12 protein-coding genes and 1 pseudogene are annotated in these 10,687 nt (G+C 68.5%); 9 read left to right on the top strand and 4 right to left on the bottom strand.

What is annotated here, in order from left to right; all coding sequences use genetic code 11:
• Positions 1–23: 23 nt before the first annotated feature.
• Positions 24–455, top strand: a complete 432-nt coding sequence (locus tag ON19_RS14540) for an ATP-binding protein (RefSeq protein ID WP_043691459.1) — start codon at positions 24–26, stop codon at positions 453–455.
• A complete protein-coding gene (locus tag ON19_RS14545) occupies positions 445–1,230 on the top strand; it encodes an RNA polymerase sigma factor SigF (RefSeq protein ID WP_043691462.1) in 786 nt (261 codons plus the stop codon). Before ON19_RS14540 ends, ON19_RS14545 begins: the two co-directional genes overlap by 11 nt.
• A gap of 10 nt (positions 1,231–1,240) precedes the next feature.
• Here ON19_RS14545 and ON19_RS14550 read toward each other — a convergent pair whose 3' ends face one another.
• Entirely contained in the window at positions 1,241–1,531 is a 291-nt protein-coding gene (locus tag ON19_RS14550; RefSeq protein WP_043691465.1) for a hypothetical protein, read from the bottom strand.
• 207 nt (positions 1,532–1,738) lie between these two features.
• Here ON19_RS14550 and ON19_RS14555 point away from each other — a divergent pair, with 207 nt between their 5' ends.
• From ON19_RS14555 to thpD, 7 genes are all read left to right on the top strand, one after another.
• The gene (locus tag ON19_RS14555; RefSeq protein WP_043691467.1) at positions 1,739–2,083 is read left to right on the top strand and encodes a hypothetical protein; all 345 of its coding nucleotides are present in this window, start codon (positions 1,739–1,741) and stop codon (positions 2,081–2,083) included.
• A gap of 445 nt (positions 2,084–2,528) precedes the next feature.
• A complete protein-coding gene (locus ON19_RS14560) occupies positions 2,529–3,239 on the top strand; it encodes a response regulator transcription factor (RefSeq protein ID WP_043691470.1) in 711 nt (236 codons plus the stop codon).
• On the top strand, positions 3,226–4,335 hold the full coding sequence (locus tag ON19_RS14565; protein WP_043691472.1) for an ATP-binding protein: 1,110 nt from the start codon (positions 3,226–3,228) through the stop codon (positions 4,333–4,335). The genes ON19_RS14560 and ON19_RS14565 overlap by 14 nt, the downstream gene beginning before the upstream one ends.
• Positions 4,336–4,561: 226 nt before the next feature.
• Positions 4,562–5,020, top strand: coding sequence for a diaminobutyrate acetyltransferase (gene ectA / locus ON19_RS14570; protein WP_255218385.1), 459 nt, complete (start codon positions 4,562–4,564; stop codon positions 5,018–5,020).
• Complete coding sequence (gene ectB, locus ON19_RS14575) at positions 5,017–6,294, top strand: diaminobutyrate--2-oxoglutarate transaminase (RefSeq protein WP_043691474.1); 1,278 nt, start codon at positions 5,017–5,019, stop codon at positions 6,292–6,294. Before ectA ends, ectB begins: the two co-directional genes overlap by 4 nt.
• Complete coding sequence (locus tag ON19_RS14580; RefSeq protein ID WP_043691477.1) at positions 6,291–6,689, top strand: ectoine synthase; 399 nt, start codon at positions 6,291–6,293, stop codon at positions 6,687–6,689. The genes ectB and ON19_RS14580 overlap by 4 nt, the downstream gene beginning before the upstream one ends.
• Positions 6,690–6,697: 8 nt before the next feature.
• Positions 6,698–7,603, top strand: coding sequence for an ectoine hydroxylase (gene thpD, locus ON19_RS14585; protein WP_043691479.1), 906 nt, complete (start codon positions 6,698–6,700; stop codon positions 7,601–7,603).
• 99 nt (positions 7,604–7,702) lie between these two features.
• Here the strand turns inward: thpD and ON19_RS14590 are convergent, their stop codons facing one another.
• From ON19_RS14590 to ON19_RS14600, 3 genes and pseudogenes are all read right to left on the bottom strand, one after another.
• Positions 7,703–8,866, bottom strand: a complete 1,164-nt coding sequence (locus ON19_RS14590; protein WP_043691482.1) for a lactate 2-monooxygenase — start codon at positions 8,864–8,866, stop codon at positions 7,703–7,705.
• Positions 8,867–8,933: 67 nt separating this feature from the next.
• Positions 8,934–9,746, bottom strand: a complete 813-nt coding sequence (gene erm / locus ON19_RS14595; RefSeq protein ID WP_043691484.1) for a 23S ribosomal RNA methyltransferase Erm — start codon at positions 9,744–9,746, stop codon at positions 8,934–8,936.
• A 318-nt stretch (positions 9,747–10,064) separates the two neighbouring features.
• A pseudogene (locus ON19_RS14600) lies at positions 10,065–10,687 on the bottom strand (tetratricopeptide repeat protein); the annotation flags it as partial.

Raw genomic sequence — 10,687 nt, forward strand, 5'->3', positions numbered from 1 at the left:
CGAGGACAAGGTGGTGATGGGCAATGGGGGAGTGGACTTTCCGATCCTCTACCGAGACGACGACAGTCGGGGTACGGGTGCCCGCCCGGCTGGAGCAGTTGACCATGCTGCGCGCGCTCGCGGAGACCGTCGCCCTCATCGCCGACTTCGCTCTGGACGAGGTGACCGACATCCGGCTCGCGCTCGACGAGGTGGCGACCTCGCTCATCGTGGACGCGGCCGCCGGTTCGATGATCGACTGCGAGTTCACCTACGACACCGACAAGATGTTCGTGCACGTGTCCTCGGTCGCGGCGACCGATTCGGTGGTCGGCCGAGCCGGCTTCGGCTGGCACATCGTGCGGACCTTGACCGACTCGATCGCCGCGGCTCAGGGTTCCTACGACAGCGTGCTGGGCGGATATCCGACTGTGATCGACTTCAGTTGGGTGCGGGGTGCCCCGAATGGCGGGTGAGCCGAGGTCGCGGGGGGACACCTACGACAATATCGAGCCGCTGTTCGAGAAGATCGCCGCTCTGGATCCGGACGATCCGCGCCGCGAGCCGATGCGCCAACAGCTGATCGAACGCTGTCTTCCCCTGGCCGAGCACATCGCCCGCAAGTTCGCCGGACGCGGCGAGAACTTCGATGACCTGTTGCAGGTCGCCCGCTTGGGATTGGTGCAGGCCGCCGACCGCTTCGACGTCACGCGCGGGTCGTCGTTCCTGTCCTTCGCGGTGCCCACCATCATGGGGGAGGTCAGGCGGCATTTCCGGGACAACACCTGGGCCGTGCGAGTGCCGCGCCGGACGAAGGAGATCCAGCTGAGCATCGGCCCCACCGTCGAAACGCTGTCGCAGCGACTGGGCCGGATGCCGCGAGCCAGGGAGATCGCGGCGGCGCTGGGCGTCGATCTGGTCGAAGTGACCCAGGCTCTGATCGCAGGCAACGCCTACCAGTCGTCGTCCATCGACGCGGTCGCCGGTGCGGACGTCGAGAGCGCTCCGCAGCCGCTGCTGGACAGCCTCGGGATCGAGGAGCCCTCCTATCACCTGGTCGAAGACATCATGGCGGTGAAACCGCTGCTCGGGGAGCTGCCCGAGCGGGAGCGACAAGTGCTGATCATGCGATTCTTCGAGTCGTTGACGCAGAACCAGATCGCCGAGCGGCTCGGCGTCTCCCAGATGCATGTCTCGCGCATCCTGTCCAGGACGTTGAACTCCCTGCGCGAGCAAGCGCTGCGGGACTGAGCGTCGGTCGCTACACCGGGTTCGGCGGCGCCGGGTCCGGCGACGGACCGGGCAGCCCGGGGTCCGGCGACGGGCGGCCCGGGTCCGGCAGCGGGGGCGTCGGCGACGGACCGGGCGGTCGCGGCGCGGGGCCGGGCACCGGCGGCAGCGGATGCGGATCGGGTTCCGGCGGAACAGGATTCGGATCCGGAATGGGGTCCGGCTCGGGAATCGGCGGCACCGGATCCGGTTCGGGAATCGGCGGCACCGGGTCCGGCTCGGGTGTGGGTGGGACCGGTTGCGCCGCGTTGACGCTGGACATGCGAACTCCTCCTCGTGGTCGGCGATCGCCGTGCGCCGCGGCAAAACCACGCGTCCGGCCGATCATCGGGCGGTTACCCATCGATCGCCGGACGAACCGGGCCGTGCCGGTGCGGCGCCCGGTTCGTCCGACCAGTTTGCGGATTATGTCCGACGGGTAGTCAGACAGGAGCCGGAGAACAGATGCCGATGGCTCGAGGAGCTCGTCATGACCGACCAGCGCCGACCACGCACCCGGAATCCGCGGTTCGGGCCGGGTGGTTCAGCGCCGACCCAGGCCGAGGGGATTTCCGTCACCAGGAATCACGACGTCATCCGCCGCTGGGCCGAACAGCGTGGCGCTCGGCCCGCGACCGTGCCGGGCAGCGAGTACAACGGACGGCTCGGGGTGCTGCGCTTCGACTTCCCCGGGTACGGGGGCGCCGTACTGCGCCGGGTGGGATGGGACGAGTGGTTCGCCACGTTCGATGACAGGAAGCTGCGTTTCTGGTATCAGGAACCGAGCTCCGACCGTCCGCCGAGCAACTTCAACCGCTTGGAGCCGCCGCGATAGCCGGTGGACCGCTGGAACAGGCGTGAGACCGGTCACCGCCGTGCCTTCGTGACCGGAGCACGCGAAGTATGTGACGCAGAGCACGAATTCGAGGTGACCTTCGCTATCGGCCCTGTGGTCGATGCGGGCGCAGGGGTATTCGGCTTTTCGATCGAAAAGCTCTGCTGCCGAGCTGTTTTCGCGCGCAGGTGCGCCTTCTTCAGGTTCGGCTGTTGCCGGAATGGCGGGTTGCTCCGGTCCCCCCTGTGCCCCACCGAGGCGGCCGTGCGTATAGCGTCGAGAGAAGAACGAAGGGGCCCGCATCGGTCTGCCGGACGTTTACCGGCCGCGAACCCGGGTACCCCAAGCCGAGCAAGGTTGCTCGAAAAGCGGAAGGTCGCGTCGGTATGGGGATGCGGTTGTCCGCATCGTGACGCGCTTCCGCATGTCTGCAAGGGATAAGGTCTTGAGCGCAAACCTGATGATCGTGGAAGACGACGACCGGGTCCGTGGTGCGTTGCGGCTCGCCATGGAGGACGAGGGTTACGACGTCGACGAGGCGGAGGAAGCCGAGGACGCGCTCACGCATCTGCGCAGCAATGGTGTTCCCGACGTGATGATCGTCGATCTGATGCTCGGTGGCATGGACGGATTCGAGTGTATTCGCGAGATCCGCCGCGACCACGATGTTCCGATCATCGTGGTCAGCGCCCGCGACGACACACACGACGTAGTGGCCGCGCTGGAGGCCGGCGCCGACGATTTCGTCACCAAGCCCTTCGAGATCAAAGAGATCACCGCCCGTATGCGCGCGGTGCGCAGGCGCTCCCGCCCCACCGCCGAACGGGAATCGCCGCAGGAAATGGTGCTCGAGGCCGATGAAACGGCGCCGCTGGTGCTCGCCCAGGACAGCGGTGTCGTGCGCCGCGGTGACGAGGAGATCCGGCTCACGCTCACCGAGTTCCGCTTGCTGTGTGAGCTGGCCGAGTCGCCGGGACGGGTGCTCAGCCGCACGGTGTTGCTCGAACGGGTATGGGACCGTGGGTTTTTCGGCGACGAGCGCATCGTGGACGTGCACATGCGCCGATTGCGCACGAAGATCGAACGGGATCCGTCCGATCCGCGCATCGTGGTGACGGTGCGCGGGCTCGGCTACCGCCTCGATGTCCGGCGCTGAGCGCTGCCTCGACGCCCAACGCTGGAGTCCGAACGCCTGGAGCCTGCGCGGCCGGGTGACCGCCGTTTTCGCGACGATCGCCGCGCTGATGTCGCTGGTCCTGGTCGTCTCGGTGTTCGTGATCAGCCGTGGCTACCTGGAGGCGCAACGAGCGCATGCGGGCACCGAGTCGCCCGCCGATCTCAACGCCGATCTCGATCTGCTGCGCAACGTGCTGATCGGCTGCGCCGCCGTGGTCACCCTGATCGGCGCGGCGGTCGGCTGGTGGGCGAGCAGGCGGGTGCTGACCCCGTTGCACCAGCTCGCGGGCGCCGCCGCCCGGATCGCCTCCGGCGACCTCGGCCTGCGGCTGCCCGCGACCGCGGACCAAGACCTCGCCATCACTGTCGAGTCGTTCAACACCATGGTGGACTCACTGCAACGGCGCATCGAGCGCGAACACCGGCTCTTCGGTGACGTCAGCCATGAGCTGCGCACCCCGCTGACCACGCTGATGGCCAGTGTGGACGTGCTCAACCGGCATCGCGGCGATCTGCCGGAACGTTCGCAGCGGGCGCTCGGCCTGGTCACCGCCGAGGTGGAGCACCTGCGCAAGCTACTGGACGATCTGCTCGCACTGGCCCGGGTGGAAGCGGGTATGCACCACGGCGACGCCGAGCCGCTGTCGGTGCGCGACCTGCTGGTCCACACCCTGGCCGACCGGCGCTACCCCGGCGAGCTGCTCACGGTGCGTCAGGACGTCACCGTGCGCGGCCGCAAGGTGGAGCTGGAACGTGCGGTGGCCAACCTGCTGCACAACGCCGACCGCCACGGCGGCGGTGTGGTCGCGGTCACCGTCGACCGCGACGGCACCGACGCCGTACTCACCGTCGACGATGCGGGCCCCGGCGTGGCGCCCGCGGACCGCGCCCGGATCTTCGAGCGATTCGCGACCGCCCGCAGCGGCCGCCGCTCGCCCGATGGCACGGGCATCGGTCTGGCGTTGGTCGCCGAGACGGTCGCCACGCACGGCGGCCGCGTGGACTGCACCGACCGGCCGGGCGGGGGCGCGCGATTCGTCGTGCGGTTGCCCCGGCTCGGCGACATCCATCCGTAATACGACCGTAAAGAAGTCGACTGGTTCACCTCAAAGTCGCTTCGTAAGCCTGGATAAGTACTGCTGACCGACGAGGAGTTGTATGTCACTGCCAACCCTGTCCCCAGCGGAGATCGAGCGATCGCGCGTCGACAACGCCGCGGCCGCCCTGGGAGTCACCCCGAACCGGAAAGACACCGGACGGGCCGTGGTCCTGCGCACGCCCCGGTTGGGCGATGGCGCTCCGATGTGGCGAATCGCCAAGGATTCCGCGGTGCTCGACGTCAATTCGAGCTACGCCTACCTGATGTGGTGCCGGGATTTCGCCGGAACCTCGGTGGTCGCCGAAGCGGACGGCCGCGTCGTGGGATACGTGATCGGATTCGTCCGCCCGCAGGCCCCCGACACCGTCTTCGTCTGGCAGATCGCGGTGGACCGTGCGCAGCGTGGCCGCGGCATCGCCGCGGAGCTTCTGCACACCCTGCTCAACAGTGTTGCCGCGCAAGGCGTTTCGGTGCTCGAGACGACAATCTCGCCGGACAACGCCGCTTCCGTCGCGCTGTTCACGTCGGTGGCGAAGGAGAGGGACGCGGATCTGACCAAGCGCCCCTTGTTCGACGCCGGCGTCTTCCCTGACAACCACGCACCCGAAGACCTGTATCGCATCGCCCCGACCGCCCGCACCACCGAGGAGGATCACCGATGATCAACGCCGACACCACCGTTTTCGAGAGCCTGGAGTCGAACGTGCGCGGTTACTGCCGCGCCTGGCCCACCGTGTTCACCACCGCGAAGGGCAGCTGGCTGCGCGACGAGGAAGGCAAGGACTACCTGGACTTCTTCGCGGGCGCGGGCGCGCTGAACTACGGCCACAACAACGACGTGCTCAAGCGCTCGCTGCTGGACTACATCGCGAGCGACGGCATCACGCACGGCCTGGACATGTCCACCCCGGCCAAGCGGGAACTGCTGGAGACGTTGCGCGACACCGTCTTCATCCCGCGCGGACTGGACTACAAGGTCCAGTTCCCCGGCCCGACCGGCGCCAACGCGGTCGAGGCGGCACTCAAGCTGGCCCGCAAGATCACCGGCCGGGAAACGATCGTCAGCTTCACCAACGCGTTCCACGGCATGACCCTCGGCGCGCTGTCGGTCACCGGTAACGCGGCCAAGCGCGCGGGCGCGGGTGTGCCGCTGGTGCACGCCGCGCACATGCCCTACGACGGCTACTTCGACGGCACCACCGCCGACTTCCAGTGGATGGAGAAGGTGCTCGACGACACTTCGTCCGGCTTCGACCGTCCCGCTGCGGTGATCGTGGAGACCGTGCAGGGTGAAGGCGGCGTCAACGTCGCCCGCGCCGAGTGGCTGCGCCACCTCGCCGGTCTGTGCGCGGAGCGGGACATCCTGCTGATCGTGGACGACGTGCAGATGGGCTGCGGGCGCACCGGACCGTTCTTCTCCTTCGAGGTCGCGGGCATCACGCCCGACATCGTGACGCTGTCGAAGTCGATCGGCGGCTACGGCCTGCCGATGGCGCTGGTGCTGTTCAAGCCCGAGCTGGACGAGTGGTCGCCGGGTGAGCACAACGGCACCTTCCGCGGCAACAACCCGGCATTCGTCACCGCGACGACCGCGCTGCGCCACTACTGGTCCGACGACGCCCTGCAGACCGCGACCCTGGCCAAGGGCGAGAAGATCGCGCGCACTCTGGGTGAGCTGGCCGGATACTTCCCCGGTATCTCGACTCGGGGCCGCGGTTTGGTGCACGGCGTCGTGTTCGACGACCCCTCGCAGGCGGGCAAGGTCTGCCAGATCGCCTTCGAGCGCGGCCTGCTGGTGGAGACCTCCGGTTCCACCGACGAGGTGGTGAAGCTGCTGCCGCCGCTGACGGTCACCGAGCAGGAGCTCGACCAGGGCCTGCACATCCTCTCCGGCGCCGTCGAGTCGGTGTGCGGCGGAATGGGGGCGGTCGCATGATCGTGCGCACGACCGCGGAGATCACCGGCACCGAGCGTGACGTGGCGGGCGAGGGCTGGCGCAGCAAGCGCATCGTCCTCGGTGGCGACGGCGTCGGCTTCTCCTTCCACGAGACCACCATTGACGCGGGGACGGTGCACGAGTTCCACTATGTGCACCACGTGGAAGCCGTATGGCTCGTGGAAGGCGAGGGCACCCTCACCGATCTGGACAACGGCGTCACCTACGAGCTCACGCCCGGCTCGATGTACCTGCTCGACGGACACGAACGTCACCGCCTGGAGGTGCGCACCACGATGCGGATGATGTGCGTGTTCAATCCGCCGGTGACCGGGCAGGAGGTTCACGACAGTAACGGCGTCTACCCGCTGGTCGCCGCGACGATCGGAGGTTGAGAACACCAATGGTTCTGCAGCACACCGAAACCCGGCCCGAGGCGGCCCGCTACGATCGCTACCCGACCCGTCTCGGCGCGCCCGCTCCGCACTTGGAGCGAGCCGACCCCGCGGTGTGGGGGGAGGTCGAGAGCCCGGAGCTCGCCTCGTTCGACGCCGACGGGTTCGCCATCCTCGACCAGCTGCTCACACCCGACGAAGTGACCGAATTCAGCGGCGAGATCAGCAGGCTCGCCAGCGACCCGGCCCTGCGCGAGGACGACCGGGTCATCGTGGAGAAGTCGTCGAACCGGGTGCGCTCGGTCTTCGAAGTGCACAAGCTGAGCGAGGCGATCGCCGACCTGGTGCGTCAGCCGCGGGTGCTCCAGCTGGCCGAGCAGGTGCTGGGATCGCCGGTGTACGTGCATCAGAGCCGGGTGAACTACATGCCCGGCTTCCGCGGCACCGGTTTCTACTGGCACTCCGATTTCGAGACCTGGCACGCCGAGGACGGCATGCCTGCGCCGCGTGCGGTGAGTCTGTCGATCGCGCTGACCGACAACTACCCGATCAACGGCAGTCTCATGGTGATGCCGGGCTCGCACCACACCTTCGTGCCGTGCCTGGGCAGCACCCCGGCGGAGCACTATCGGGAGTCGTTGCAGGAGCAGGAGATCGGCGTGCCGACGACCGACGACATCACCGCGCTGGCGAACCGCTACGGGATCAGCCAGTTCACCGGCCGGGCGGGCTCGGCGCTGCTGTTCGACTCCAACCTGATGCACGGGTCGTCGAACAACATCACGCCGTTCCCGCGATCGAACATCTTCGTAGTGTTCAACAGCGTGCACAACACGCTCGTCGAGCCGTTCGCCGCGCCGGCGCGGCGACCGGGCTACATCGGCAGCCGCGACTTCACGCCGCTGTCGGCCTGATCGAGAGCCGCCCCGCGCGTGCGGCCCGCCCAACCGTTGGGGCGGGCCGCACGCGCGGGGCGTTTCGCACGGCATGCGGCCCCGGGCATAGGTACCGGGTCAGGGGCCGCGCCGGATCGCCTCCGGGGTGAGGTCGGCGATCGTCGGGTACCCGTCCACCGCCATGAGCAAGTCGGCCTCGGCCAGCAGCGAACGCAGCACGTGCACGAGGCCGTCGACGCCGCCGAGGGCGAGTCCGTACGGATAGGGGCGGCCGATACCCACGGCCGTCGCGCCGAGCGCCAGCGCTTTGACGATATCGGCGCCGGTGCGGACGCCGGAGTCGAACAGCACGGGCAGGCCGCCGGCCGCCGCCACCACCTCCGGCAGATGCTCGATCGCCGGGATGCCGCCGTTGGCCTGCCTGCCGCCGTGATTCGAGCAGTAGATGCCGTCGACGCCCGCGTCCTTGGCCCGCCGCGCGTCGTCGGGATGGCAGATTCCCTTGAGCACGAGCGGCAGGTCGGTCAGCGACCGCAGCCATGCCAGGTCGTCCCAGGTCAGCGCATTGCCGAACAGTGAGATCCAGGTCAGGATGGCGGTTTTCGGGTCCTGCTCGGGCGGGCTGGGCAGCAAGGCGCGGAACACCGGATCGCTGAAGTAGTTGGCCAGGCAGTGCCCGCGCAGCTGCGGGAAGTTGGACATCGCCAGATCGCGCGGTCGCCAGCCGGGCACCCACGTGTCCAGGGTGACCACGATGGCCTTGAAACCGGCGGCCTCCGCCCGGCGGACCAGGCTCTGCGCCAGCTCCCGGTTCGTCGGGGTGTAGAGCTGGAACATGCCAGGTGTGTCGCCGAACTCCGCGGCCACGTCCTCCAGCGGATCGACGGTGAGGGTGGAGGCGACCATCGGGACGCCGGTGCGCGCGGCAGCCTTCGCGGTGGCGATGTCGCCGTGCCCGTCCTGGGCGCACAGTCCGATCACGCCGACCGGGGCCAGGAAGATCGGTGTCGGCAGCGTCATCCCGAACAGCTCGATCGAAAGGTCGCGCGTCTTGCTCGCGCACAGCATGCGGGGGATCAGGCCCAGTTTCTCGAAAGCCGTCACATTGGCACGCTGGGTGAGTTCGTCGCCCGCGCCGCCCGCCACATACGACCAGATGCTCGGTGGCAGTGCCGCCCGAGCCTTCGCCTCCAGCTCGGCGTACGTCATCGGAAGATCGGGCAGCACACCCCCGAGCCCCTGGAAGTAGATCTCGTTCTGGTAGTCGCCGAAGTTGGTCACGCTGCTCCTGTCCACGTCTCGATGCATGAATGTATCCGATACGTTCCTGTAGCGATCTCGGTTCCGGTCAGGCACACAACGCGCGATACAGGGTCAACCAGCGATCAGGGGAGACCAGTCCGACCGGCTGTTCGAGCGGTATCCCGGCCAGTGCGCAGGCGCTGCGCACGGTTCGGGACGGGAACTCTCGACGCAACGACGCCGCGACGCTGCCCCCGACGCCGGAGAAACCCAGCTCGACCACCCGGCGGTAGTCAGCGATCTGCTCACGCGGCAGCAGCGCGACGGGCCGGTTGCGCAACCGCAGGACGGCGGCGTCGACCTGGGGCACCGGATGGAAGCTGTGCCTGCCGACGCGCGCTCCGAGTTCGATCGCCGTCGTGGGCCAGTGGCCGACGGTGAGCTTGGTCCACCGGCCGTAGGCGCCGGAGTGCTTGCGGGCGAACTCGAGCTGGGTGAGCAGGGTCGCGCAGGTGAGTGCTCGCGCCGCCAGGCACCACCGCACGATGTCGGTCGTGATGGCGAACGGCACGTTGGCCACGACCGCGAACGGCTCGCGTGGCGGACGCACAGTACGGAAGTCCTGGTGATACAGACGGATTCGGGGATCATCGGCGTATCGGCGGCGCAGTAGGGTCGCGTAGCGCCGGTCCTTCTCGTAGGCGCGCACCCGGCCTGCCGTGCCGAGCAGTTGCCTGGTCAGCATGCCGTCACCGGGTCCGATCTCGAGGACGAGGTCGTCGCCGGTGACGCCGGAGGTGCGCACGATCAACCGGGCGGCGCCGGCATCGGTGAGGAAATTCTGCGATAGCCGCTTCCGGGTGGTCGTGGAGTGGCTGCTGTTGCCGCGGGCATGCGAAAGAGAACGATGACGGGACATGGGTGTCCTCCGAACGGAGTGGTCGAATCAGGAAGGTTGATTCGCCCGGACCCATGCCAGGGCACGAAGAGTCCGGCGGCCTATCGGCCGCCGACGTGGATTCCGATCGAACGGATCAGCAGATCGGAGCGTTACGGTGCGCCGGCAGAGCCCAGGCCTCCGTACGCAGCCGGATGTAGTACGCGCCGACCGCGCACGCTCCGTTCAAACCAGGACTGCCACACATGCCCGGAACGTACGACATTCGCCCAGTCGGGTGCCACTTCTTTTCGGCGATGAGTGAGACCGGGGCGCCTTGCCCGAATTGCCGCGCCGAGTTCAGCGCGACGTCGACTGGCCGACCACGTTCGGGTCCTGCTGCTCCGCGGCGTAGGTTCGCCAGGACTTGGCTTCCGCGTGCTTGCCAAGCTGATCGAGGAGATCGGCGAGTTCGGCGATGGCGCGGGGTTCGCGACGGTCGGCGGCGGTGCGCCACCAGGATTCGGCTCCGACCGGATCGCCGCGCCGCAGTCGCACCATCCCCAGTTCGTACGCGGCCCCCGCGTGCCCCGCCTCGGAGGCCTGGGCCCACAGGCCGCACGCCTGTTCTTCCTCGCCCCGCCGGTACATCGCGACGCCGAGGTCGTAGAGCGCGCCGCGGTAGCCAGGGTCGCCCGACTGCCCCGGCCTGCTCTCCTGCGGCGAGGCATCAGCTGTCGCAGGTCGTTTCCCGGGCTGCGGCAGCCCGTCCAGGGCCGGCGCGGCGCCGGGAACCCGACTGCTCGACGCGGCAACCGGCATACTCGCCGCGGAACGGGTGTCCGTGAGCGGCGAGCCCGCCGCATCTCCTGCGGGCAGCGCGTGCGGTACCTGGGGGATGGCGGACGAGTCGACCTCCTGCACGGTTCGCGGCTCCGCTGCCGGAGCGCCGGAAGGCGTGGTCCGAGTCAGGGCGGGGGTGT

Origin of the sequence: Nocardia abscessus NBRC 100374, from assembly GCF_000308455.1 — a bacterium.
Classification (GTDB): Bacteria; Actinomycetota; Actinomycetes; order Mycobacteriales; family Mycobacteriaceae; genus Nocardia; species Nocardia abscessus.

What these genes read in the sequence shown, in the direction of transcription:
- ON19_RS14540 (WP_043691459.1), top strand. Translation starts at nt 24, where the DNA reads ATGGGGGAGTGGACTTTCCGATCCTCTACCGAGACGACGACAGTCGGG.
- ON19_RS14545 (WP_043691462.1), top strand. Translation starts at nt 445, where the DNA reads ATGGCGGGTGAGCCGAGGTCGCGGGGGGACACCTACGACAATATCGAG.
- ON19_RS14550 (WP_043691465.1), bottom strand. Translation starts at nt 1,531, where the DNA reads ATGTCCAGCGTCAACGCGGCGCAACCGGTCCCACCCACACCCGAGCCG.
- ON19_RS14555 (WP_043691467.1), top strand. Translation starts at nt 1,739, where the DNA reads ATGACCGACCAGCGCCGACCACGCACCCGGAATCCGCGGTTCGGGCCG.
- ON19_RS14565 (WP_043691472.1), top strand. Translation starts at nt 3,226, where the DNA reads ATGTCCGGCGCTGAGCGCTGCCTCGACGCCCAACGCTGGAGTCCGAAC.
- ectA (WP_255218385.1), top strand. Translation starts at nt 4,562, where the DNA reads ATGTGGCGAATCGCCAAGGATTCCGCGGTGCTCGACGTCAATTCGAGC.
- ectB (WP_043691474.1), top strand. Translation starts at nt 5,017, where the DNA reads ATGATCAACGCCGACACCACCGTTTTCGAGAGCCTGGAGTCGAACGTG.
- ON19_RS14580 (WP_043691477.1), top strand. Translation starts at nt 6,291, where the DNA reads ATGATCGTGCGCACGACCGCGGAGATCACCGGCACCGAGCGTGACGTG.
- thpD (WP_043691479.1), top strand. Translation starts at nt 6,698, where the DNA reads ATGGTTCTGCAGCACACCGAAACCCGGCCCGAGGCGGCCCGCTACGAT.
- erm (WP_043691484.1), bottom strand. Translation starts at nt 9,746, where the DNA reads ATGTCCCGTCATCGTTCTCTTTCGCATGCCCGCGGCAACAGCAGCCAC.